General features: G+C 48.4%; 20 protein-coding genes. 8 read left to right on the top strand and 12 right to left on the bottom strand.

Annotated features, from left to right (window positions below; translation table 11 throughout):
* Positions 1–6 precede the first annotated feature (6 nt).
* Positions 7–672, bottom strand: a complete 666-nt coding sequence (locus MHM89_RS08475; protein ID WP_343224223.1) for a tRNA-uridine aminocarboxypropyltransferase — start codon at positions 670–672, stop codon at positions 7–9.
* 57 nt (positions 673–729) lie between these two features.
* Here MHM89_RS08475 and MHM89_RS08470 point away from each other — a divergent pair, with 57 nt between their 5' ends.
* The 5 genes from MHM89_RS08470 to MHM89_RS08450 all read left to right on the top strand — a co-directional run bounded on the left by MHM89_RS08470 (position 730) and on the right by MHM89_RS08450 (position 6,149).
* A complete protein-coding gene (locus tag MHM89_RS08470) occupies positions 730–1,272 on the top strand; it encodes a GNAT family N-acetyltransferase (RefSeq protein WP_239408595.1) in 543 nt (180 codons plus the stop codon).
* A 108-nt stretch (positions 1,273–1,380) separates the two neighbouring features.
* Entirely contained in the window at positions 1,381–2,676 is a 1,296-nt protein-coding gene (locus tag MHM89_RS08465; RefSeq protein WP_239408594.1) for a hypothetical protein, read from the top strand.
* Positions 2,676–3,170, top strand: a complete 495-nt coding sequence (locus tag MHM89_RS08460) for a hypothetical protein (RefSeq protein WP_239408593.1) — start codon at positions 2,676–2,678, stop codon at positions 3,168–3,170. Before MHM89_RS08465 ends, MHM89_RS08460 begins: the two co-directional genes overlap by 1 nt.
* 8 nt (positions 3,171–3,178) lie before the next feature.
* Complete coding sequence (locus MHM89_RS08455; protein ID WP_238319702.1) at positions 3,179–5,182, top strand: GMC family oxidoreductase; 2,004 nt, start codon at positions 3,179–3,181, stop codon at positions 5,180–5,182.
* A gap of 4 nt (positions 5,183–5,186) precedes the next feature.
* Complete coding sequence (locus MHM89_RS08450) at positions 5,187–6,149, top strand: DUF2608 domain-containing protein (RefSeq protein ID WP_045980581.1); 963 nt, start codon at positions 5,187–5,189, stop codon at positions 6,147–6,149.
* 95 nt (positions 6,150–6,244) lie between these two features.
* Here MHM89_RS08450 and lpdA read toward each other — a convergent pair whose 3' ends face one another.
* The 5 genes from lpdA to mdh all read right to left on the bottom strand — a co-directional run bounded on the left by lpdA (position 6,245) and on the right by mdh (position 14,471).
* On the bottom strand, positions 6,245–7,672 hold the full coding sequence (gene lpdA / locus MHM89_RS08445) for a dihydrolipoyl dehydrogenase (RefSeq protein WP_045980580.1): 1,428 nt from the start codon (positions 7,670–7,672) through the stop codon (positions 6,245–6,247).
* A gap of 155 nt (positions 7,673–7,827) precedes the next feature.
* Positions 7,828–9,735 (bottom strand): pyruvate dehydrogenase complex dihydrolipoyllysine-residue acetyltransferase, encoded by a 1,908-nt coding sequence (aceF, locus tag MHM89_RS08440; protein WP_239408592.1) that lies wholly within the window; start codon positions 9,733–9,735, stop codon positions 7,828–7,830.
* A gap of 11 nt (positions 9,736–9,746) precedes the next feature.
* Positions 9,747–12,413, bottom strand: a complete 2,667-nt coding sequence (gene aceE / locus MHM89_RS08435) for a pyruvate dehydrogenase (acetyl-transferring), homodimeric type (protein WP_239408591.1) — start codon at positions 12,411–12,413, stop codon at positions 9,747–9,749.
* 89 nt (positions 12,414–12,502) lie between these two features.
* A complete protein-coding gene (pdhR, locus tag MHM89_RS08430) occupies positions 12,503–13,252 on the bottom strand; it encodes a pyruvate dehydrogenase complex transcriptional repressor PdhR (protein ID WP_022945361.1) in 750 nt (249 codons plus the stop codon).
* Positions 13,253–13,535: 283 nt separating this feature from the next.
* Positions 13,536–14,471 carry a malate dehydrogenase gene (mdh, locus tag MHM89_RS08425; RefSeq protein ID WP_053910041.1) on the bottom strand — a complete coding sequence of 312 codons (936 nt, stop codon included), beginning with the start codon at positions 14,469–14,471 and terminating at the stop codon, positions 13,536–13,538.
* Between the two features lie 229 nt (positions 14,472–14,700).
* On the opposite strand from mdh, the gene argR reads away from it, so the two are divergent.
* The gene (gene argR, locus MHM89_RS08420; protein ID WP_022945358.1) at positions 14,701–15,168 is read left to right on the top strand and encodes a transcriptional regulator ArgR; all 468 of its coding nucleotides are present in this window, start codon (positions 14,701–14,703) and stop codon (positions 15,166–15,168) included.
* Here the strand turns inward: argR and MHM89_RS08415 are convergent.
* The 6 genes from MHM89_RS08415 to MHM89_RS08390 all read right to left on the bottom strand — a co-directional run bounded on the left by MHM89_RS08415 (position 15,128) and on the right by MHM89_RS08390 (position 22,173).
* Positions 15,128–16,066 carry a Dyp-type peroxidase gene (locus MHM89_RS08415; RefSeq protein WP_022945357.1) on the bottom strand — a complete coding sequence of 313 codons (939 nt, stop codon included), beginning with the start codon at positions 16,064–16,066 and terminating at the stop codon, positions 15,128–15,130. The two genes, argR and MHM89_RS08415, sit on opposite strands and share 41 nt — an antisense overlap.
* Before the next feature lie 92 nt (positions 16,067–16,158).
* The gene (locus MHM89_RS08410; RefSeq protein ID WP_239408590.1) at positions 16,159–17,193 is read right to left on the bottom strand and encodes an ABC transporter ATP-binding protein; all 1,035 of its coding nucleotides are present in this window, start codon (positions 17,191–17,193) and stop codon (positions 16,159–16,161) included.
* The gene (locus MHM89_RS08405) at positions 17,190–18,824 is read right to left on the bottom strand and encodes an iron ABC transporter permease (protein ID WP_151173222.1); all 1,635 of its coding nucleotides are present in this window, start codon (positions 18,822–18,824) and stop codon (positions 17,190–17,192) included. Before MHM89_RS08405 ends, MHM89_RS08410 begins: the two co-directional genes overlap by 4 nt.
* Positions 18,825–18,837: 13 nt before the next feature.
* Positions 18,838–19,854: a Fe(3+) ABC transporter substrate-binding protein gene (locus MHM89_RS08400; RefSeq protein WP_022945354.1), complete on the bottom strand. Its 1,017-nt coding sequence runs from the start codon at positions 19,852–19,854 to the stop codon at positions 18,838–18,840.
* A 1,062-nt stretch (positions 19,855–20,916) separates the two neighbouring features.
* On the bottom strand, positions 20,917–21,432 hold the full coding sequence (locus MHM89_RS08395) for a hypothetical protein (RefSeq protein ID WP_239408589.1): 516 nt from the start codon (positions 21,430–21,432) through the stop codon (positions 20,917–20,919).
* Between the two features lie 294 nt (positions 21,433–21,726).
* Positions 21,727–22,173: a Spy/CpxP family protein refolding chaperone gene (locus tag MHM89_RS08390; protein WP_045980573.1), complete on the bottom strand. Its 447-nt coding sequence runs from the start codon at positions 22,171–22,173 to the stop codon at positions 21,727–21,729.
* A 165-nt stretch (positions 22,174–22,338) separates the two neighbouring features.
* Here MHM89_RS08390 and MHM89_RS08385 point away from each other — a divergent pair, with 165 nt between their 5' ends.
* Both MHM89_RS08385 and MHM89_RS08380 read left to right on the top strand, forming a co-directional pair.
* A complete protein-coding gene (locus tag MHM89_RS08385) occupies positions 22,339–23,022 on the top strand; it encodes a response regulator transcription factor (protein WP_045980572.1) in 684 nt (227 codons plus the stop codon).
* Positions 23,023–24,390, top strand: a complete 1,368-nt coding sequence (locus tag MHM89_RS08380; protein WP_239408588.1) for an ATP-binding protein — start codon at positions 23,023–23,025, stop codon at positions 24,388–24,390. It begins immediately after the preceding gene.
* The last annotated feature ends 3 nt before the right edge of the window (positions 24,391–24,393 follow it).

Here is a 24,393-nt window from a genome sequence, read left to right as displayed (position 1 = left end):
TGGGGGCTAAAGCTTAGAACGTTTACCTTTAAGATAAGCGTTGCGAAAGTCAATAAAATGCTCGGCGAGCTTGCTTGCAGCTTGGTGCTGTTCAGCTAACTCTAAAACCATAATAGCCACTTCAGCAGTCCCTAACTGATGCTCATGTGGGGCAATACGTAAGCGATAGTCCGACACCTGCTCTGGGGCAATGGATAGCACCGGAAAACCATCTAAATAAGGCGATTTACGCATCATTTTTTTCGCCTCACGCCAAGTGCCGTCAAGGAAAATAAACAAAGGCGTTTTGCCCTCAATAGGCTGTACCTCAGTACAGACTCGTTGTGGTTCAACGCCTTGCTCCGGGAACACCACCCACGGCTGATAACGACTATCTTCTAATAGCGCTAATAATGCAGGGTCTGGATCGGTTCTATCCCAGCGAAAAGCAAAGTTCTGCGGCACGATATCGGCAATGAGCCGACCGGTATTAGAGGGTTTAAAACTCTCATTGTGATACATCAGCAAACACACGGCAACATCACAAGGCACCGTTTTAACCCCGGCACAAATACATAATGACTGCGCTAACAAGCAGTGTTCACAACGGCTGAGCTTACTGCCTCGGGCTTTGTATTCGCGTTTAGCATCAGCAATTTGCTGCGCACGAAGTTTTAATACAGAATTAGTCACCACACACCTCAGGTCGACGATAGCCGCTTATTGTAAGCGAATTAAGGATGCAAGAACATGGTTAACCTAACCAATAGCGCGCGATTACGCTTTCGCCTTATGGATCTTAGCGACGCCGAGCTATTGTACGAACTAGACCAAGACCCCGAGGTGATGCGCTATATTAATGGTGGAACACCCACCTCCAGAGCAAGCATCAACGAAGTGTTTGTACCTCGCCTTCGCGCCTACCTTAATCCTGCAAAGGGCTGGGGCATTTGGCAAGTGAACCGTATCGCAGATGATGCCTATCTCGGCTGGATACTCGTGCGCCCTTTTGATTTTTTCAGTGACGCACCAAAATGGCACGATATTGAGCTCGGTTGGCGCTTTAAACACTCAGCATGGGGCCAAGGTTATGCCACTGAAGCGGCTCATGCGGTGCTTCATGGTCTTGCTGAACAGCAACCAGAAATACGTTACTTCAGCGCCATCGCGATGGCCGAAAATCTTGGTTCCATCGCCGTCATGAAGCGCCTAGGTATGCGCTTTCAGCGCCAGTATGTGCACCATGATCCACTGGGGGACTGGCCCGTTGTCCACTATCAGTTAGCGGTGTAACCCACTGTAATGTGAAGTCCCAGCGTTTGAATCTACATTGGTTAGTACACCTAACAGGCACTGAGTGCGTGTTAACCGTCATTACCCTATTGATTCAAGGAGCTGAATATGAGGCTACCCCTCATTGCTGTTGCCACTGTTGGCGCACTCAGTACGTTTGCTAACGGCCATGCGCAAACAGCGCCCACACAACAGTTAACCCCCCATCTACCCAAAGACATCAGCGTCACCGAGCCAGTCACATTGCAGTCTTTACAGCATGACTTTGATGTATTTTCTTGGCAGTCCTTTATTGCTCTGAATTGGCCTGCAAATGCGGACGGTCTGCCGGATACCAGCAAAACCATAGGCCAACAAGGCAACGCTGTGGTATGGCAGCACTATAAGGAAAGTCGCGATATATTTTTAGCTGGCGGCGCCAAACCGCCCGGCTGGAAAGAGCACAACCCGCCGCCAACTCAGTGCGATGCACCTAATAATGCGTTAGTGCTGTCGCAAGTGGGGAAAACTCCGAATGTGCTTGATGAAAGCGGTGAGCCGTTTCAAACCGGGCCCCTGATAGACCAAAATGGCCAGTACACGCGCTTTGAAATTCTCACCAATAAAAAGATGTTCGATTACATCGTTGATAACGAACTCTATAACCAGCAAGGGCAACATAAATTCAAAGGCGACGCTGACTTTCCGTCTACCGATAACAGTAAGGATAAAGACGGCGCAATTATGATAAAAGCCGCTTGGAAAGTGATGGGCCCAGGCGATGATCGCAGCCGTTTTTATACCGTAGATGCCTATGTGTATAACAATCCCGACGAAAACCAGGGAGTCCAAGCTGCGTGCCAATTGCAGCGGGTTGGTTTAGTTGGTTTTCATATCGCCACAAAAGTAGCAGGCAACCCACAATGGATTTGGTCTACCTTCGAGCATATTAATAATGCACCCACGCAAGGCCAACCGGCAACTAAGCAGAGCTACAACTATTACCGGCCCAACTGCGATGATTGCACTGCGGTGAATACTCCGCCACCACGCCCGTGGGACCCAAGCACACCCCATACGCAACCCTCGCAGGTTGAACGCGTAATTGCAATTGACGAGGCGACCAACAAGCTGAACCAGAAATATCATGCCCAACTCAAGCACGCCTTTGCCGAAAGCGTTTGGGTGAACTACGAACTAGTAAGCACTCAGTGGCCCACAGACGCTAAAAGTAAAACGGATCCAACCGGCGTCCCAGCCCCCAGTTTTCTTGCCAATACCACCTTGGAGACTTACATACAAGGCGAGGTTAAACAAACGTCATCAAGCTGTATTGGCTGTCACAACAATGCCGCTATGACCAATGGCCGCTTTGCTGATTTCACCTACCTACTACAACGTGCACAAGCCAAAGGAGAAAAGTAATGAGTAAAATGGATGATTTCATCGGCTTGAGTGCCGTTTTAACAGGCTTTGCCGAGAGCAAACTCGCGCCGCAAATCGACCCTATTGATATCAAATCTGAGTACCTGCCGCTGTGGCAAGAAAAGGTTGATGAGCAAAGTAACGGCTTAAGCAGCAAAATTCTCGCCACTTACAGCGACCTAAAAAGCGTTCAACCGCCCTTGTCAGATCAAAAAATTGGTGAGGCCATGCTCAGCGAGCGCAACGGCGCTGACTTCACTATGGCCTGCCGACAACTGATTTACCTTTGGTATATGGGGGCCTGGCCCAGTGTCCCAAAGGACAATAGCCGTACCGACTTCACCATAGTGTCAAGTAAAGCTTACTCTGCAGGGCTGGTGTGGCAGGTCATGCAAGCCCACCCTATGGGCGATTCGAATGAACGCTACGGCTATTGGGCGGAGAAACCCAGCGCCACATTAAGTGACTTTACCGGCCACAGCAGCGAGCAATAAGGAGTAGCATGATGAATAGCAAAACCGAATATGATGTGGTGATTGTCGGCGCGGGAATCGCAGGTGCCATTGTCGCCTACGAGCTTGGCAAAGCAGGTAAAAAGGTACTTATTTTAGAGGCCGGACCTGCCGTGCCCGCTGATCGCTCCAAATATATGGATACATTTTTTAAAGCTGCCGCAAAAACACCTGAAAGCCCGTACCCACCGGCAACACAGAATGCGGTGGCAAATAGCCTAAACAATCCCCTTGGCTTACCCGATCCCAGTACCGAAAACACACCAAGATACACAGTATTACAAGTGGATGCTTGGCGTAAGCCGACACAATGTTACTTTGATTATCCACCGCAAGATGCCAATGTCAGCGGCACGAGTTTAAATGCTAAGTTTGCTTTTGCCAGCTCCTACGAACGCATCGGTGGCGGTACCACATGGCATTGGTTAGGCACCTGCTTGCGCTTGTTACCACAAGATTTTGAGCTTAAAACCTTGTATGGCCAAGGGGTTGATTGGCCCGGTGGTGAGCAGTTTTATCAGGACTTAGTGCCGTTTTATGAAAAAGCGGACCAAGAGATAAACGTCGCTGGCGACAAACAGCGGATGCAACGCCTGTATGAGCAGTTTGGCGTCGACCCCAGCGGCACCTACGGCGCTCATTATGATTTCCCCATGCCGGGGATCGTCCCTGCCCTACAAGACAGAGTCTACGAGCATGCCACCTTGGGCATGAAATATGAGGGCAATGAAGTCTATGTATCGCCAACGCCACAGGGACGAAACTCTCGCCCCGGTGAGCGCCGCCAATGCGCCGGCAACACCAACTGCATACCTATTTGCCCCATTCAGGCTAAATATGATGCCACCGTGACCTTGGCTCGAGCACTGCAAACCGGCAACGTTGAGATCCGCTATCAACATGTGGCAAGCAATATCCAGCTCGATAGCACGACCCAACAGGTATGCGCCATTGATTACATCAGCTATACCCATGCTAACGGCATTGCCACTGGTCAGGGTTCGGTCACTGGCAAACGCTTTGTGCTTGCCGCGCACGCTATTGAAACTCCGAAACTACTGCTTATGTCGAATAAAAACCCTGGCTTCGAAAACGGGGTTGCTAACAGCAGCGATCAGGTGGGCCGCAACCTCATGGACCATATTATGTATTTAGGCTGGGGACTAGCGGAAAAGCCAATTTACCCGTATCGCGGTCCACTTTCCACAGGTGGCATTGAATCGCTGCGCGATGGCGACTTTCGTAAACAGCGCTCAGCTTATCGCATCGAGATTGGTAACGAGGGCTGGCAATGGGCCGCTAATGATCCCGGCACGACGCTCGCTGATTTCATATTTGGGCAGAACAATAGTCAGTTGAACGGCAACTCGGTGAATCAACAAGGACAACAGCTACGCTTAGATGATAACTTACCGGCGAATAGTAAGTTGTTCGGTCAACAACTGGTGCAGACCTTGAATCAGGCCTACACCCGTCAACTGCGTTTAGGTTACCTAATTGAGCAACTCCCCGATGCCAATAACCGAGTCGAGCTATCTTCGACGCTGAAGGACAACCTTGGCTTGCCAAGACCCAAGGTCACCTACCGCTTGGCATCCGATTACGAGCGTAAGGCATTTGTTTCGGCGAAACAAATTACCACAGAGTTGTTCACCCAATTAGGCGCCACCGAATATACTCAAGACCCCGGCGAGCCCAACCTCAGTAATGCCGAGGATGCCTCGGCGACAAAATTCCAATACCAGGATGACAGTGGCACCTTACATAATTTTAAGTTTTATGGCGCAGGGCATATCGTTGGCACCTATCGCATGGGGGATGACCCAGCGACCTCGGTGCTTAACCACCGCCAACAATCATGGGACCATGCTAACCTGTATATGGTAGGAAGCGGTGTGTTTCCAACCATTGGTACGGGTAACCCCACATTGACGATCGCCGCCTTGGCGTTTCAAGGTGCTGGCCACATACTCGACGATTTAGCAGGAGCTTAATGCCATGCGCTTTTTATCTTTGACTTACTATGCCTTACTTACAGGCATCGCCACCCTGACTCTGAGCACCCATGTGTATGCTGAGTCAGCAAAGAGCATTTTAACCACCGATTCGTTTGCTATGCTAGAGCAGCAAGTAATGCAGTGGGGCGAGCCAGAAAACACTCTGGTAGTGATGGATAACGACGATACGCTGACGATGATCGCCTGCGCTGACGACCAATCCTCGAGTGAGTGCCAGTATCTCGGTGGGGCCGCTTGGTATGCGTGGCAAAGTGAGTTAGTCACTGCACAATCAGCTCCGCGTGTCGCCGACACAAGTCTGGAGCTTATTGAAGCCTCAGACCTATTATTTGCGCTTAACACCATGGTTTACACTCGAGATAACGTCCCCGCCATATTGGCACGGTTAAGCAGTCAAGGGGTGAGGCTAATGGTTGAGACGGCACGTGGTAACCAAACGATTTCTGCTACAGAAGACCAGTTTACCGACTTAACACTACCAGATGGCGGCAATTTACTGAGCTTTTTTGCCACCCATGCGCCCAAGTTTGCAGGACTTGCTAGTAAAGCCAGCCCCTACTCATCGTGTGATAGTGACAGCCAGCGTCGCATTTCCTATCGCCAAGGAGTGATGTATTTAGCAGGCCAAGATAAAGGCAAAAACCTACTGTGCTTTGTGATCCAGTACAACGACACGCTATCACCCGATAAGCAAATTCGTAATATCGCCTTTATTGATGACACACTGGAGAATGTCGAAAGTATAAACCACGCATTTGCAACTCAAGCGCAGTTCAACGTTGCCGCCTACCACTACACGGCGCTGGCGGCGCATAAAGCGGCACTGACTCAAGGGCCAATGGCGAAAAAGCACCAAGCAAAGGCCACCGAACGCTGGTGTAAGGTAATAAAAACCATGACCAAGGAGCTGATAAAACCAAGCTACACCCGCGAGTGCCGCTAATGTATAGGTAGTGATGGTAGCAACCGCGCTTTGGTCATATGCAAACATAAAAAAACCCGGTACTAAGCCGGGTTTTTAAATTCAGTTGAAGAAGCTTACTTCTTCTTTTTCGCAGCTTTTTTGTTCGGTAGGTCAGTGATTGACCCTTCGAAAATTTCAGCCGCGAGACCGATTGACTCATTAAGCGTTGGGTGCGCGTGGATGGTTAAAGCGATGTCTTCGGCATCGGCGCCCATTTCCACACCTAGACCAATCTCACCCAGCATTTCGCCAGCGTTGATACCGATCATTGCACCACCGATAAGACGATCTGTGTCTTTATCGAAAATGAGTTTAGTTTGACCTTCGGTGCGTGATGAAGCAATCGCACGACCTGAAGCAGCCCATGGGAATACCGCTGTTTCAATATTCAGCCCTTGCTCTTTTGCTTCTTTCTCAGTGACACCAACCCATGCAATTTCAGGGTCTGTGTAGGCAATTGAAGGAATGCACTTAGGATCAAAATAGTGCTTCTTGCCAGAAATTACTTCAGCGGCAACATGGCCTTCATGAACAGCTTTGTGAGCAAGCATAGGCTGGCCAACGATGTCACCAATGGCATAGATATGCTCAACATTGGTCTTCATTTGCTTATCGGTGTTGATAAAGCCGCGCTCATCAACGTTAACACCGGCTTTGTCGGCATCAACCAACTTACCATTTGGTGTACGACCGACAGCAACTAATACTTTGTCGTAACGCACAGGCTCCGCCGGCGCATTTTTGCCTTCAAAAGTAACGTATAGACCGTCGTCTTTCGCTTCAACACCGGTTACCTTAGTCGATAGCATAACGTTGAACTTGTCTTTAACGTACTTCTGGTAAATCTTGATAACGTCTTTGTCCGCTGCCGGAACTAGCTGATCAGCAAATTCGACCACGTCGATTTGTGAGCCAAGAGCGCGGTATACAGTGCCCATTTCAAGACCGATAATACCACCACCTAGTACCAATAGTTTTTCTGGTACGTCTTTCAGCTCAAGCGCGCCAGTCGAGTCAATAACACGCTCGTCTTCAGGGATGAAAGGTAGATTCACCGGCTGTGAACCAGCCGCGATAATAGCATTATCAAAAGTGATGGTGGTTTTGCCGTCATCGCCTTCTACGTCAATGGTATTGCTGCCAGTGAATTTACCGTAGCCGCTCACGACTTTCACTTTACGCATTTTTGCCATGCCGTCTAGGCCACCAGTCAGCTGACCAATAACAGAGTCCTTCCAATCGCGGATCTTGTCTAGGTCAATTTCAGGCTTGCCAAAAGAAACACCGTGTGACGCCATTTCGCTCGCGTCATCAATCACTTTAGCAACGTGTAGAAGTGCTTTTGAAGGGATACAACCGACATTCAAGCACACACCACCTAGGGTCGCGCGTGACTCAACGAGGGTCACTTCCAAACCTAAATCCGCAGCACGGAATGCCGCAGAGTAACCACCAGGACCACCGCCTAGTACAACGACTTGTGTTTTGATTTCGTTGCTCATGCTATTACCTTATTTTGTCCGAACGGGAAGCAATGACACGGTTTGCTGTCAACATGCCATCGCTCACAAAAATTGTGCAAAGATTGTATCATTGCAATTTAAAAAAATCCCAGTAAAAACCGATTACTGGGATTAAAGTTCATTATCTGTATGGCTTACATTACCAAGTGGCGAATATCGCTTAGGTAATTTGCCAGAGTCACAGTAAAGCGTGCTGCCAGCGCACCGTCAATAACACGGTGGTCGTAAGAGCAGCTTAGCGGCACCATTAAGCGCGGCTCAAACTCTTTACCATTCCACTTCGGTTTAAAGTCTGACTTAGAGACACCCAAAATAGCCACCTCAGGCGCATTGACGATAGGCGTAAACGCAGTGCCGCCGATGCCACCGAGGCTAGAGATGGTGAAGCAACCGCCCTGCATATCGGCTGAGGTTAGCTTACCATCGCGGGCCTTTTTGGAGATATCCATCAGCTCGCGTGATAACTCCATAATGCCTTTTTTGTTGACATCACGAACCACAGGAACAACGAGGCCATTTGGGGTATCAACCGCAATACCGATATGTACATACTTCTTCAGAATCAAGCTCTCGCCGTCTTCTGAAAGTGATGAGTTAAAGGTTGGGAACTCTTCCAACGCCTTGGCTGCCGCTTTCATCACAAACACCAATGGAGTGATTTTAACGCCCAGCTTTTTCTTCTCAGCCAGCGCGTTTTGCTCTTTACGGAATGCCTCTAAGCTGGTGATATCGGCTTCGTCGTATTGGGTTACATGAGGAATATGTACCCAGTTACGGTGTAAGTTAGCACCAGACAACTTTTGAATGCGCGATAGCTTCTTCTCTTCGACTTCACCAAACTTGCTGAAGTCGACTTTTGGCCATGGGATCAAGTCGACACCGGCACCGCTGCCGCCTTTACCTGCGCTACCGGATTCAACTTGCTTCACTAAGTCTTTCACATAGTTTTGCACGTCTTCTTTTAACACCCGGTTTTTACGGCCTGTGCCTTTGACTTTCGCTAGGTTAATACCAAACTCACGGGCCAAACGGCGCACTACCGGTGAAGCATGGGCATAATCAGCATTTTCAACGAAGTCTTCACGCTTCGCTGGCGCTGGGCCACTGGCCTTGTGCTCTTGCGGTTGCGCGCCGCTTGCAGTTGTTGATTGTTGCTTAGCCGGAGCCTGTTGCTGTGCAGGGGCACTGCCTTGCACCTCAAAGGTAAAGATTAAGCTGCCCGTTTTCACGGTATCGCCCACGGCAACTTTCACTTCTTTTACTTTGCCGGCAAAAGGAGCAGGCACTTCCATAGAAGCTTTATCGCCTTCAACGTTAAGAATCGACTGCTCTTCATCAACGGTGTCGCCGGCACTGACCATCACTTCGGTCACTTCCACTTCGTCGCCGCCAATATCCGGCACCGTCACTTCTTTAACTTCAACACTGCCGCTGTCTTTGTCTGCTTTCGCTTCTTGCTTGTCGCTATCGCTCGAGCTTGGACTCTCGGCACTGCCACCGCCTGCGGTTTCAAAGATAAATACCAGCGACCCTGTCTTTACGGTGTCGCCGACATTGATTTTGATTTCTTTAACTTTACCAGCTTGTGGCGCAGGCACTTCCATAGAAGCTTTATCGCCTTCAACGTTAAGAATTGATTGTTCTTCTTCAACGCTATCACCAACACTGACCATAATTTCGGTGACTTCAACTTCGTCATCACCAATATCAGGCACAGTAATTTCCACCTCGGCGCCGGCTTGATTGCTAGCACCGCTGTTGTCATCACTGCTGTCTGCCGCCTCGCTTGGCTCGGTATCGGCATTGCCTTGCTCGCCTTCGAAAATCATAATCAAAGTGCCGGTAGAGACGGTATCGCCCTCTTTCACTTTAATCTCTTTTACTACGCCCGCTTCGCTGGCAGGTACTTCCATAGAGGCTTTATCACCTTCTACGGTAATCAAAGATTGCTCAACTTCAACCTTGTCGCCTACCGAGACAAGCACTTCGGTGACTTCAACTTCATCGCCACCAATATCAGGTACTTTAATTTCAATGCTCATTTGCAAACCCCTTAAGCGTGCAGCGGGTTAATCTTGTCGGCATCAATGTCGAACTTCTTGATTGCTTCTGCAATCAAAGATTTTTCTACATCGCCACGTTTCGCTAATTCTGTTAGTGCAGCAACCACCACGTAACCTGCATTCACCTCGAAGTGACGGCGCAGATTCTCGCGGCTGTCGGAGCGGCCATAGCCATCGGTACCCAGTACGCGATATGACTCAGCCGGGATGAAGGCACGAATTTGTTCGGCGTAGTTCTTCATGTAGTCGGTAGCCGCAATCGCAGGCTCTTCACCTAATACAGTTTGCAGATACGGCACTTTCGCCTCTGCCTCTGGGTGCAGCATGTTATAGCGGTCGGCTTCTTGACCATCACGGGTGATCTCATTAAACGAGGTTACCGAGAATATATCTGAGCTAACGCCGTAGTCATCACTTAGAATTTGCGCTGCTTTGCGCACTTCGTTCATGATCGTACCCGAGCTTAATAGCTGTACTTTGCCCTTGTTGCCTTCGTAGCTTTCGAGCTTATAAATACCCTTACGGATCCCTTCTTCCGCATCTTCTGGCATGGCTGGCTGATGATAGTTTTCGTTCATCAACGTCAGGTAGTAGTAGATATTTTCTTGGTCTTCACCATACATACGGCGAATACCATCTTGAACGATAACCGCGACTTCATAGCCGAAGGTTGGGTCATAAGAAATACAGTTCGGCACGGTGTTCGCTAGAATATGGCTGTGGCCATCTTCGTGCTGCAACCCTTCACCATTAAGCGTTGTTCGCCCTGCGGTGGCACCAAGTAAGAAGCCACGAGCTTGTTGGTCACCAGCCATCCACGCCATATCACCTACACGTTGGAAACCAAACATCGAGTAGTAGATGTAGAACGGGATCATCGGTAGGTCGTTAGTGCTGTATGAGGTCGCTGCAGCAACCCATGAGGACATCGCACCGAGCTCGTTAATACCTTCTTGCAACACCTGACCTTTTTGGTCTTCTTTATAGTAAGCAACGATATCACGGTCTTCCGGGCTGTAATTTTGGCCCCGTGGATTATAAATACCAATTTGACGGAACAAGCCTTCCATGCCGAAGGTACGTGCTTCATCGGCAATAATTGGCACAATGTTTTTGCCAATGCCTTTGTCTTTTAGCAATACATTAAGAGTACGCACAAATGCCATGGTGGTGGAAATATCACGCTTTTGCTCTTCAAGTAATTGCTTGAACGCATCCATCTGCGGCAACTGCAACTGTTCGCTGAAATTAGGCAAACGCGTTGGCGTGTAACCATGCAACTCTTTACGACGGGCGTGCATATACTCGTACTCTTTTGAGCCTTCTTCTAAGGTCAGGTACGGTAAGTCTTTAAGCTCATCTTCGGAAACAAGATCTTCTAACCCTAGGCGCTTACGTAAGTGAGCCACGTGGGTCATGTCCATTTTCTTCACTTGGTGAGCAATGTTTTTACCTTCGGCGGCATCGCCCATACCATAACCTTTAACGGTTTTCGCTAAGATCACCGTAGGACGGCCCTTGGTATCTTGCGCCGATTTAAAGGCTGCGAATAGCTTCGATGGCTCGTGACCACCGCGCTTTAAGGCAAAGATTTCGTCGTCGGTCATATCGGCAACAAGAGCTGCTGTTTCTGGGTAACGACCGAAGAAGTGCTCGCGCACATAAGCACCGTCTTTTGACTTATAGGTTTGGTAATCGCCGTCAACCGTTTCGTTCATCAGCTGTAGCAATTTACCGGTGGTGTCTTTAGCCAGTAATTTATCCCAGCCACTGCCCCACACGACTTTGATGACGTTCCAACCAGCCCCTTTGAACAGGCCTTCAAGCTCTTGGATAATCTTGCCATTACCCATAACTGGGCCATCTAGACGCTGCAGGTTACAGTTAATTAGGTAGCATAAGTTGTCCAGACCTTCACGAGCGGCAAAGGAAATTGCGCCCCGTGATTCTGGCTCATCCATTTCACCATCACCTAGGAAGGCATAAACGCGTTGGTTGCTGGTGTCTTTCAGGCCACGACCTTCAAGATACTTGAGGAAGCGAGCTTGATAGATTGAAGCGATAGGGCCTAGACCCATAGACACAGTTGGGAACTGCCAAAACTCAGGCATCAACTTAGGGTGTGGGTATGAAGGTAACCCTTTTCCATCTACTTCTTGGCGGAAGTTATCAAGCTGCTCTGCGCTCAGGCGTCCTTCAACGAAGGCACGTGCATAAATACCCGGTGAAATGTGACCTTGGTAATACACCAAATCACCACCGTCTTGCTCATTTGGCGCGCGGAAGAAGTGGTTGAAGCAAACTTCATAAAATGCCGCTGATGATTGGAAAGACGCCATGTGTCCACCCAAGTCAAGATCCTTTTTCGAGGCACGCAGAACAATCATAATCGCATTCCAGCGAATGATAGAGCGGATACGACGCTCAACGTTCACATCACCTGGGTACGCTGGCTCTTGGTCAGCGGGGATGGTATTGACGTAGTTTGTGGTAGTGCCAGTTGGCATATCTACGCCATCAAGACGTGCTTGCTCTAGCACTTGTTCAAGGATGTATTGAGCTCGCTCAACGCCCTCTTCACGCACAACCGACTCAAGGGCTTGTAGCCATTCCTGGGTTTCGAGTGCGTCTACGTCAACGTTATTGACTTCAGACATATGGAGTTTTCCTTATGTTTAAAATACGAATTTAAAATGCCAAAAAGCCCCAGCTTAAGCGCGATGCTCAACTGAGGCTCACAGCGAATTTATTGTGCTCTGGTACGTCGCAAAGAGCGCTCAATACGCGAATGCTCTTTCGTTGCTTCCAGTAAGGCTTCTTCGATAAAGGCTAAGTGCGCATTACTGGCCAGGCGTGCCTCTTCTGGGCGGCCTTCAATGACGGCGTCCATCAACACTTTGCGGTGCTGCGCTAATTGCTGCGACACGGCGGTTTTCTTCATCAATACCTGCAAGTTTTGCAGTACGTTTTGCTCTAGTAAAGCTTGCATGCCACGCACTAAGTGCAGTAACACCACGTTATGAGACGCTTCAGCGATACAAAAGTGAAAAGCGTTAATAGCTTTCGCTTTGGCACTCAGGTCATCACTTACTTGCGCTATTTTTTCAAAGCTATGCTTTACCTTTACAAAGTCATTTTGAGTCCCGCGTAATGCCGCATAATAGGCGGCGATACCTTCGAGGGCGTGGCGAAACTCAAGCAAATCAAACTGCGACTCTGGGTGCTTACTGATCAACTCAAACAGTGGATCACTTAAGCCCTCTTCCAATTGATTCTTTACAAAGGTGCCACCACCTTGGCGGCGCGTAACCAACCCCTTGGCTTCGAGTTTTTGAATTGCCTCACGCAGCGATGGGCGTGATACTTCAAACTGCTTAGCCAGCTCACGCTCAGGCGGAAGCTTTTCCCCTGGTGCCAGCGATCCCTCAAGAATCATATTCTCAAGCTGGGCCAAGATCACGTCCGATAATTTCGCTGCTTTTACTTTCAATGACATCGTTGATTTATGCTTTGGGTAAATTGGTCATACCAAAAAGTGCGGTTAAGGTATCAAATTCACCGCAAGCTGTCAAAATTGACCCAGTTCACATCAATTTTTATTCAGCCAATTATGGTGGATATGCGCGCAAATTAAAGTAATTTACGCTTAGCGACAAATGGTCAGACCAGTAAGGAGAAAGGAAATAAATGCACAAAAAAGCCCCTACAGCAGAACTATAGGGGCTTTTAGCATGATATCGCTATTAGCCAATATCATGAAGTAACGGCCATGGTGGCTATTACTTATTCATGAAGTCGATGCCTTCTTGAATATCTTTATTCAAGGTGCCTAGCATGTCTTCTTTGGCTTGTTGTTCAAAGGCGCTTAGCTCACCGTAAGAAAGCAACTCTTCGACACCATTTTTACCAAGACGTACCGGCTGAGCGAAGAACTGTGCGTCTTCACCATTGCCTTCAACATAGGCGTATTCAATAACATCTTCACCTTGCATGCCTTTGACTAGTGACAAGCAGAAGCGCGCTGCAGCTGCGCCCATGGAAAGTGTAGCGCTACCGCCACCGGCTTTTGCTTCAACAACTTCGGTACCGGCGTTTTGGATACGCTTAGTTAGCGCAGCAACTTCCTCATCAGAGAAGCTCGCACCTTCTACTTGAGACAGTAGAGGAAGAATAGTCGTTCCTGAATGACCACCAATTACTGGCACTTTCACGTCGTTCACGTTCAAGCCTTTTAGCTCAGCAATGAAAGTTTCTGCACGGATCACGTCAAGTGTGGTTACACCAAATACGCGTGCAGGGTCATAAGTGCCCGCTTTTTTGAATACTTCAGCAACGATTGGCACTGTGCCATTGACTGGGTTAGTGATAACACCGACCATGGCTTTCGGGCAGTTTTTAACAATGCCTTCGGCTAGCGTCTGGACAATGCTGGCGTTTACATTAAACAAATCAGCGCGATCCATGCCCGGCTTACGCGGCATACCCGCTGGGATTAAAACAATGTCACAACCGTTTAGTGCTGCGTCTAAGTCTTCTTTACCGAAGCCCTTTACATCAACCGCAGTTGGGATGTGTGATAGGTCAACTGCAACACCAGGAACCACAGGGGCTACGTCGTATAGAGCAAGCTCAGAACCAGCAGGAAGGCTATTTTTTAGTAGCAAAGAGAGCGCTTGACCGATACCACCGGCAGCACCTAAAACGGCAACTTTCATTTTAATTCTCCGTAAAATAACGAGATTGGGTTATCAAGATTTGGGTCATCTGACCTTTTGGTGGCCTTAAAGATAATGAAAAGCGCCGATAAAGACAAATTTATCCGCGTTATTTTGACGATAATCTCGACCATAGTCGTAAACTTCACTGTAAACCTCAGTGCCTTGGATGAAATAACCCCGGTTCTTGGGTAGAATGATAAGACTTTAAGCTACAAAGACCATTATTATGCACGCGCAAGAAAAACAAGAAGCCTTGGTAAAAGCCTTTAAAGCCCTCCTAAAAGAAGAAAATTTCGGCTCACAAGGAGAGATTGTTGATGCCTTAAAAGAACAAGGCTTCGATAACATCAGCCAAAGCAAAGTTTCGCGCATGCTCAGCAAGTTTGGTGCGGTGCGTACACGCAACGCCAAACAAGAAATGGTCTATTGCTTACCCGCAGAATTAGCCGTTCCCACTGCAAAGTCGCCACTACGCCAATTAGTGCTGGATATTGTTCACAATGAGATGATGATCATCATCACCACCAGCCCGGGGGCAGCACAATTAATCGCGCGCTTGCTCGATTCTCTCGGTAAGGCCGATGGCGTGCTGGGAACCATAGCCGGAGATGACACCATCTTTATTGCCCCCGCCAAAGTCTCAGAAATTGATATTACTCTGGAGCGGGTGCGTAAGCTGTTTGAGAACGTGTAGCTAACGACTTTAGAAAATCCACCGAGGGGGCAAAAAACGCTGAGCCCATGTCGGCCTGGGTAAAGTCCAGCCAAGCATCATAATGATGATGATCCCCTAGCTGACTTTTCAGCATTTGCGTAAACGCGTCGCCACTGGCGGCGCAGGTCACCGACAACAAGCCTTGCTTGGTCATGGTGCCAAAAGGCATGCCTTGGTGCAGTAACAGCGGCTCGCCTTTTTCATCTTTCAACTCTGAGCGCGCCGCGTGACTGTTGGCATTAATCGGCATTAGCAGCTCGGCATCCAGACGAGTACGGCCAATCACCAACTCTTGCTCTTCAATACTGAGCGCTTGCCAGGCATTGAGGTTGTGGGTAAAGCGCTGGACGTGCACATAACTGCCTTTTACAAAATCATTGCCGGGGTCATTAATGAGGGCCGTGAGGTTTTTTTGCCGCCCATGAGGCGTATCCGGAGCGTAAAGAAAGCCATTAAAATCACGCCCGTCTAAAAAACGATAACAGGTGATCTCCTCGACAAGCTCCACATCACTGCCTAACAGCTTCAATACTCGCTGGCCAAATAGATGATTGACATCTTCTCGGTCCGAGCGAATTTGTATAAACAAATCAAACGGCTGTGCTAGCACGTGGTGGTCACGGTTGGGGATACTCGGAAAGCTCGCTAATTCTGCAGGCATGGCATCGGGATGAAAATGCGGCCAGTACTGCGCACCTATGGCGACAAAGCTGGAAACCATGGCCTCAGAGAAGCGATCATCGTATTCGCTTTGCAGGTCCACTAACTGTGCGAGCTTACTTTTAACTGCGTGATCATGGCCATCAAGGACATTGAGAAACAAGTGCAAGCCGTGCAAATTGGCCTGCGCGCACACACCGGATTGCGCTCTGGGCATTAAGTTATCATTCCTTTCGTTGTTATTGTTAGCAGCGCCTATTACGAGCGCTAAGCCGCCTGCGCGGCTACATACAGGCTATGAATTCGCGCTTAATCAGCGAAGAAATTCACAGAGTGTGGGGTAATTGTAAGCGATAGCTTCTGACTCGGCAAAAACTCTTGTTCAGCTTTAGCAGGAATTTCAACTTCTTGAGCAAACACGCTGACGCGATAAACGTATTCTGTGCCGACAAAACGCTGTGATAGTAACGTCACTTCACCGTGTTCATCACCAATCAATTGCATATCGTGAGGACGAACATACACTTGCCCCTTCCCCGATGATGGCAAAGGCTGTAAAGAGCGCACAATACCAAAGGGCGTTTGTACATGCTCGGCATCAACGATAGTGGCATCAATATACACACCCGTGCCTAAGAACTCTGCCACGACTTTAGAGTTAGGGTACTGGAATAATTGTTTCGCCGTACCTTGCTGCGCAATTTGTCCGTTGTGCATGACCGCTAATGTGTCGGCAAAGGCAAATGCTTCTTCTTTGGAGTGGGTAACAAAAATAGCAGAGACGCGCTGGTCTTTAATAATGCGGCGAATGTCAGCAATTAGTTGAAAACGCACCTGATGGTCAATATTCGAAAACGGCTCATCAAGCAGCAATAGGCTAGGTTTGTATGCCAGCGCTCTAGCTATGGCAACACGTTGCTGTTGGCCGCCTGAAAGCTGGTGTGGATAACGCCCTCCACACTCATCTAGATGCACCAATGCGAGCATTTCCGCGACCCGCTGCTGTTTGTTTGCTTTGCTCATGCCCTTTAAACCAAAGGCTATGTTTTGCGCCACGGTTAAGTGTGGAAACAGCGCGTAATCCTGAAACATCATACCCATGTTGCGGTGCTGTGGGGGCACGCAATGCTGGTCACTACACAGTACCTCTTTCCCTAAGCGGATCACCCCTCTATGCGGGCGTATAAGCCCAGCAATGGCTTTTAGTGTGGTTGTTTTGCCGCAACCGCTGGCGCCTAGCAAACACAAAATCTCATCGTCTGCTAAGGTCAGGCTTAAATTGTTGACCACCGCCCGCTCAGCGTATTCGAAACTAATGTTGTCTAATTCTAGTTGCGCTGTCATGACCGAGAATGCTCCATTGAGCGGTTAATAAAATACAAGGGCAGTAGCCCCACTAATACAATAAATAGTGCCGACACTGAAGCCAGCTCTAATTGCTCATCGCTCACATACTGAAACACATGGGTCGCCAATGTTTCAAAGTTAAATGGCCGCAACAGTAATGCTGCTGGCAACTCTTTCATACACTCGATAAACACTAATAAGGCAGCGGTTAAGATACCGCGTTTAAGAATGGGAATATGCACGCCAAGTAAGGTTTGTCGCTCATTGCGGCCCATTGAGTGGCTGGCCATATCCAAGCTCGGGCTAATGCGGCTAAAGCTTGATTCTATGGCGCCATGGGCAATGGCGTAAAATCGCACCAAGTAACCAAACACGATGGCAAATATAGTACCGCTTAAGAATAACCCTGGTTGATAGTCATATTGGGCGAGCCAATCATTAATGCCGACTTCTAAACTAGTCAGCGGTAACAGCACCGCAATGGCTAAAACGGTGCCAGGTAAGGCGTATCCAGTGCTGGCTAAGCGCCCAGGCCACAGTGTATATCGTGCTGTACTCAAGCGTTGGTAGTACACCACAAGAATACTCAGAGTAATGGCGAGGATGCTGACCATAGTGGCAATTTTTAGGCTTTGCCAGGCATAGAGGAAAAACTCATCATTCCACGCTTGGTCAAAATAATTAAACGCGTAGCTAACCAGCACCGCCGTCGGAATAGCGAAAGCAAGCGCCAGAATAACTAAGGCAAAGCCTGTGGCTGCCAACGCTTTAGCTCCTTTGAGAGTATAAAGAGGCTCACCGCTTAGCTGGGTTTGGCGCTCAAATACGGCGCGGTTGCGGCGCGAATAACGCTCAATAATGATAGCCAAAAACAAAATGAGCAGCATGATCCCTGAGATTTTCGCAGCGGCGGTTAATGAATAATACCCAAACCAAGTATCGTACACCGCTGTCGTTAGGGTGCTTACAGCAAAGTAATTGACGGTGGCAAAATCCGCCATCGCCTCCATGCTAATTAAGGTTATAGCGGCGACAATCGCCCCTCGAGCTAAAGGAAGACTGACTTTAAAAAAGCCTGCAACTGGGCCGTGTCCCATAATATGGGCGGCTTGAACCAGCTTATGAGACTGCTCCTTCAGCGCGGTTTTAAAAATTAAGAATAAGTAGGGGTACAGCACTAACGCAATCATCACAATTGCGCCACCGAGCGTACGAATATCAAAAAACCAGTAATCATCCGGCGACTGCCAGCCAAACCACTGCCGTAACTGGATTTGCACCGGACCAGCATAATCCAGTAAGTCGGTATAAACATAGGCAATAAGATAGGTAGGCATGGCTAAGGGCAGCATCAAAGCCCATTCAAAGTGTTTTCGCCCCGGAAAGTCGCAGCAGGCGACCAGCCACCCTAAAGGCAACGCAATCAAGCAACTCAGTAGCGCTACACCGAGGATCAACACTAAGGTATTACGGGTATAATCCCACAGCACCGTATCCCAGAGGTGGTTAAACACGTTAGGATCACTTTGCAAGGACTCAAAAATAAGGAAAGCTAACGGTAACGACAGGCCTAAGCCTGTCGTCCACGCAATAAGCTGCCACGATGACAGCGAGAATTTAAAGCGCATCAATACCCAGTAATTAAAGGTCGAATTTTACCTCATCGAGCAGCTTCAACGCCGTTTGACGATGTTTACTGATTTCCGATAAAGGCAGAGAGTCCTCTTTAAAGTCACCCCAAGAGGCAACTAACTCAGACAATGGCACACCCTTTTTCACTGGGTATTCCATATTCACAGAGGCATACATATTTTGCGCTGTATTGTCGGTCATAAACTCGATCAGTTTCAAGGCGTTATCCTTGTTTTTAGCATACTTTGTTAAGGCAACGCCGGAGACATTAACGTGTGCTCCTCGGTCTTGTTGGTTAGGAAAGTTAATATAAACGGCATCAGCCCAAGTACGTTGTTGCTCGTCTTGCATCATTTTTCCAAAGTAATAGCTGTTACCGATGGCCACATCGCACAGCCCTTCTTTTACGGCCTTAACCTGCGCTCGATCGTTGCCCTGCGGTTTACGGGCAAGGTTCTGCTTTAACGCGGTTAACCACTGCTTGGTTTGCGCTTCGCCATGATGGGCAATCATAGATGCGACCAACGCCAAGTTATAAGGGTGCTTGCCTGAGCGCATGCACACCTTACCTGCAAATTGCTCGCTGCCCAGGTCTTCATAACGCACGCTGCTTAACTGGCCCACACGTTCTTTTGACGAGTAGACATTGCGCACCCGTTTGGTTAATGCCACCCATTGCCCATTGGGGTCGCGGAAGCTAGCAGGAATATTGTCGGCCACCGCGTCGCTATTAATGCTTTGCGTTAGCTCCATATCGTCTAGTTGCATTAAGGCACTAAAATTAGAGGTAAGTACTAAATCAGCGCGAGTATGCTTGCCTTCACGCTTTAAGCGCTCAATAAGCCCTTTTTTCGCAAACACCACGTTGGTCTCTATTCCCGTTTGTGCTGTAAACTTCTCTAGTATGGGCTCAATAAGAAAAGGCTGACGAAACGAGTAAATATTGACGCTGTCTTGCGCCAAGGTGGGAGCGGCTGTTAACGTAGTGAGTAACGATGCCAAGCCCAAAGCCAATGCTTTTTTCATAAAGCCTCCAATAGATAAAAATAATTCTCAAGCGCATCATATCTTTTGCACCGCAAAAGTACAGCACCATCATCACAACATAAACACCAGCTGAACAACTTCCATCTTTGCCCGAATTACTGTGAGATATATCTCACATAGCATCAGGTTATTGCGTCATTTGCGATAAAGAACAGCACGCAAAAATACACAAAGCACTGATAATTAATGGATTTTTAATTATTTCGTTTATTTTACTAAATCAGTTTTTGTTACCACTACCTGACCTGTACCTAATTCATCCTTATACTGTCTCCATCGCTTGTAAGGGCATATGGGCGATAAAGTTAAGGAAAGCCAACCTCAAAGGACGGACCGGAAGTTCAAGGACAGGCGCAGGACGCGTAACGCAACGGACACGCAGACAGGACGGTAGGATTTGGCAAGATGCCATAGAAGGACAGGTGCAGGACGCATAACACAAGGGAATTGTTATTCTAAGGATAGTCAAGGGAAAACGGCAAGATGCCAATATGGACAGATGCAGGATGCATAACGCAAAGGAGTTGCTACTTTAAGGACAGCAAAGGAAAAATAGGCAGGATGCCGAGCACACCGGACGTGATACTCAAGGTTGAGTATAGGACAGGCGAGTGAACGCAGCTCACAAAGGAAATGTGAATAAGGACAGCGAAGGATTTGTCAGTGATAGCTCCACTGAGGATTATGTGCAGGATGTACATATCACAGGAAGTACAGGATGAGCTAAACAATCATAGCAGTCATAATGCGAACCACATGCGACTGACTTGGATGTGTATCACAGGTTTATACAGGAAGTGGACAAGGATGAACCTACAAAGCGATTTGTAGCGCTCACTACGGTGAGTAAAGGAACATTGGACTTGCTCCAATCCCGGCAGGAAGCTGGAAATTATTCCGTCAGCGCGGCCCTCAACGGCCGCGTATTTTTTTGTCTATCTTTTTGTCTATCGCACACGCCTAGTGGTGATACTCAGATAGACAACTGTAACTGTGCCGTGCACTGAAGTCCCTTATTCCACGACTTTCACACATCAGTCGTTATTGTAAAAAAGCCTGCTTAGGGTTTACCTCACACTGCTCTACAGGGCGGGCTTGAAGCGAGCGACTCACCACCCAACAGTCGTCATAAATTGAGCAGTAACACAGCTCGATTTCGAGGCGTTTATCTATCTTTAAGATATTTTCTACATCCTCCCCTTTGTATACCAAGGGCTTTAACATTTCGCCTGCAGGAAGCGTGGTTGAACTTATATGGGATTGGTAAATGGAGTCGAACTCAGGTAAATCCGACCACCGCTGCAAATACCGCTTACCGATACTGACTTTTACATACTTAATAATGGCCGGGCCCGTGCCTCTATTCGCCACACCATAACTAAAGCGATCCTTTCCTTTGCTTCTGAAAACCTCTACTTTTGGCCACACAGAAGCTTTCGCGTAGGCGCGATCTATGTACGCAGAATAAATAGAGATAAAGGCCGTAATTAAGCCAATAAAAAGCGCGGTCAGCGCAATGAGCATTTCTGGATTTTTATACCACTTCTGTTTTTCCAACAACTTAGTCCTTTAATACGCGAAGCCTCTGTATTGTGTTCGCTCCGTAAACTTGGACCCTACCCTAATACAGCATCAATAATGGTTATTTCAGTGGCTCAGGGGAGGGAAAAAACCACGAGATACCTGATCAACTTTAAGCATTTACACTTTAGTAAGCTATCGAGTCATAGCTCAACGTTATTATTGATAACAAAATTTGCTATTGCTTACTAGCACTTAAACGCAAGTCACTGAAAATGTCCGCACAAAAAAACGACCCAATGGGCCGTTTACGTGCACTGACATAAAATTTTAATGACCACGCTTATGATGGCCGCGCGACTGACGCTTTTCCTTGAGTTCCTGCAACTTTTGTTGCTGCTGCTCGGTGAGTAAGTTCCATATTTGATGCTGGGTGTGTAACCGTGCAATCTTACGTTCAAGCTGTTTAGCTTGCTGATCTTGGATTAACGCTCGCGCAGCCTGCTCATCGAAGCTCGCATTGGTGTTCGTTAAGGCATTTAGCTGCTGCTTCATGTCACCACGCTGGCCTCGCTGCGGCTGCAGTTGCTTTTGCGCATCTAAAATAGCGTCGATTTGGCTCTGTTGCTGCTCGCTAAGCTGTAAATAATTGGCCATACGTTTGTTAAACATACCACGCTCACCATGGTTGTGGTGACCGCCTTGACCAGCAAACACGGCGCTGGATGCCAAGGCTAAAGAAAGCAACGTCGCGCTGATACTCTTACCTAGTTTCATTGTGGACTCCTTGTTTGTCCTGATTGAAAACAATTCACAGTGCCTAGCATAGCGCCGTCAACGCAAAGCACTGTCAGGGCGGTGTAAAGGTTATGTAAAGGATTCACACTGCTGGCAAGGGATAAGGTAGTATAGCGTTGTCGCTGTATACGTATTGGGAATGACATGCATATTTTACTAACCGACGATGATACTGAACTGGCGCAAATGCTCAGCGAATACCTACAGAGTCAGCATTTCCAAGTGACCTGTGCGCATGATGGAAAAACAGGCTTGGAGCTTGCCGAAACTGGCAATTTTGATCTGTTATTACTGGATGTCATGCTGCCAGAGTTAGATGGCTTCGAGGTCTTAAAAAGGCTCAGAGCTCAATCGCTGATGCCAGTCATCATGCTGACCGCCAAAGGCGATGATTTTGATCGTATTTTTGGCCTAGAGCTCGGTGCCGATGACTATATCCCCAAGCCTTTCAACCACCGAGAGCTGCTCGCCCGCGTCAAGGCTATTACTCGACGCATCGAGCATATCAATGCCACTAAGCCTCGTCAGGACTTACAGTTTGCCGGTCTGGATATGTGTATGCATAGCCGCAGCGTCAGCGCCAATACACAGCCTTTGGCACTCACCGGCACTGAGTTTGCTATTTTGCACTTATTACTACAACAACCGGGCACCGTGATCAGTAAAGAGCAAATAAGTGAACAAGTGTTGGGCCGCCGCTTAGCGCCATATGACCGCTCTATTGACATGCATGTCAGTAACTTGCGCAAGAAAATAGCCGAACATATTGAGGCCGAGCGTATTCGCACGCTACGCGGTGCCGGTTACGTCTTGGTGGGAGATGCGTAAATGCGGCCATTGTTTAGCAAACTCTATGTGAAAATATTCTTGTGGTTTTGGCTCACCCTAGCCGCGACCTTCGCGTTGCTTGCCGGGCTAAGCTCGATGAGCTTCAGTGAACTGTCTTATGAGCCTTTACGCGGTGGCGATGCGCACTACTTAAAGCGCTTAGGGCATGCCATTGAGCGCAGTGCTAATAAACACGATATCAGCGCTGAGCAGCTCATCAACCATGGCCGCTTTACCAAAAGAAAGCAGCTTTATCTGTATTCTGTTGACCAAGATAAAGCGCTACAGAACTTCACCCCGCCCCACGACATTGGCCTCAATGAGCTTAATTTTCGCCAGAGCATGGCACCACAAATGATTTTCCACGAGCACTTTCAAGCATTAGGCCCTTTGCTGATCACCCTACCGGACGGGCAATATCAGCTGTATGAGCTGCGCCCCGGTCGCAAGCTACCTTGGTTATTGCGGCTCAAACTCATGCCTACTTGGCTTAAAGTAGTTGTGGCTTTGGGTGCCTCTTTATTGTTGAGTTTGCTGTTTACCCGTACCTTGATCACACCGGTCAATGCGCTGCGAAGCGCCGCGAAAGACATCGCCGCAGGTAATTTACAAAGTCGTGCGCCGAGTAACGTGCGCCATGATGAGCTTGGCGTTCTCACCGACGAGTTCAATGCCATGGCGGCGCGTCTAGAAACCCTTGTGAATAGTCAACGTTCGTTGTTGGGTGATATTTCTCATGAGCTACGTTCGCCATTAACGCGACTCTCGCTCGCCTGTGCATTAGCCCAAGACAGTGCCGATAGCGCAACCTTATTACAACTGCAGCGCATAGAAAAAGAAGCCAAGCAGCTTGATACTCTTATTGCCCGTATTTTGATGCTCTCACGGCTAGAAAATCGTCAACAAAGTATTGTGCGCCAGCGCATCAGTGTGCGTGAGTTACTGGCTCCAGTGTTTGCCGACGCCAAGTTCGAGGCCGACTCTGAGCATAAGCAGCTCTCTCTTGCTGAGCTCAGTGATAGCCATTTCCTCAACATTGACCCCCAAGTGGTAGCCAGTGCCTGCGATAACTTACTGCGTAACGCAATCAAATATGCCAATCAGCATATTGAAGTGAGCTTGCAGTGGATAGACACGATAATGCTACTGTCTATTAGCGACGATGGTCCTGGCGTTGCTGAGCATGAGCTTGCTCATCTCAAGGAACCCTTTTACCGCGTTGGCTCTGCGCGCAGCCGCGATAGTGGCGGCACCGGTTTAGGCTTAGCGATTGCCAACAAGGCTATAGCGGCCCACAATGGGGAACTTGTATTGCAAAATAACCCTCAAGGTGGTTTAGTAGCGACCATAAAACTCCCTACGACCTGATAC

The sequence above is a fragment of the Pseudoalteromonas sp. CNC9-20 genome (assembly GCF_022347875.1).
Lineage (GTDB): Bacteria > Pseudomonadota > Gammaproteobacteria > Enterobacterales > Alteromonadaceae > Pseudoalteromonas > Pseudoalteromonas ruthenica.
This window is presented reverse-complemented; position numbering and strand designations above follow the sequence as displayed.